This is a genomic window from Streptomyces sp. NRRL WC-3549 (genome assembly GCF_000721935.1).
GTDB lineage: Bacteria > Actinomycetota > Actinomycetes > Streptomycetales > Streptomycetaceae > Streptomyces.
The window spans coordinates 72,500-73,524 of the sequence record NZ_KL585421.1; the positions used below are offsets into that span (position 1 = coordinate 72,500).

A 1,025-nucleotide genomic window follows, 5' to 3' on the forward strand; every position below is an offset into this window, starting at 1 on the left:
GGCCTTCACCGAGGGGCCCGCCTTCGGCGCCACCCGCAACCCGTGGAACACCGCCCACACGCCCGGCGGCTCGTCCGGGGGCTCCGCTGCGGCCGTCGCGGCCGGGCTGGTGCCCGCCGCCCTCGGGTCCGACGGTGCGGGCTCCATCCGCATCCCCGCCGCCTGGACCCACCTCGTCGGCATCAAGCCCCAGCGCGGCCGGATCTCCGTGCACCCCTACAGCGACGCCTTCCAGGGCCTCACCGTCAACGGCCCCCTCGCCCGTACCGTCGCCGACGCCGCGCTGCTGCTGGACGCCGCAGCCGGGCCCCACCCCGGCGACCCGCACCGCCCGCCCGCCGTCGACGCCTCCGGCGCCGCGCGCCGCGACCCCGGAAGGCTGCGCATCGGCCTCGCCCTGAGGCCGCCGCTCACCCTCACCGGTACCGCCCCGCACCCGGAGGTGGCGCGGGCCGTCACCGCGCTCGCCGAGGCCCTGGCCCGCCTCGGCCACCGGGTCGAGGAGGCCCGCCCCCGCTACGGGCTGATCGGCCTCGCCTTCGTGCCCCGGGCCACCGCCGGCATCGCGGAACTCGCCGCAGCGCACCCCGAACCCGGCCTCCTGGACCCGCGCACCCGCAGCGCCCTGCGCACGGGGACCCGGCTCGGCGGCCGGATCGTCCGGGCGGCCCGCGCCCGGGAGGTGCGCCAGCACCGCAGGATCGGCGCGTTCTTCGACCGGGGCACGGGCCCGTCCGGCGCCGGGTACGACGTCCTGCTCACTCCGACCACAGCCGTCCCGCCACCCCGTGTCGGGGCCCACGACGGCCTGAGCGCCTGGCGCACCGAGCTCGCGATGACCGCGGCCTGCCCGTACGCCTGGCCCTGGAACGTACTGGGCTGGCCCGGGATCAACGTCCCGGCGGGGTTCACCCGGGACGGACTGCCCGTCGGCGCCCAGCTCCTCGGCCCCTCCCGCAGTGAGGCCCGGCTCATCTCGCTGGCCGCGCAGCTGGAGGCCGACCGGCGGTGGTACGAGCACCGGC

At 78.8% G+C, this 1,025-nt stretch carries 1 protein-coding gene; it reads left to right on the forward strand.

Features of this window, described 5'->3' with window-relative positions; genetic code table 11:
* Positions 1–1,025: amidase (locus IH13_RS0125675; protein ID WP_031088280.1), on the forward strand; the 1,025-nt coding region annotated here is incomplete at both ends.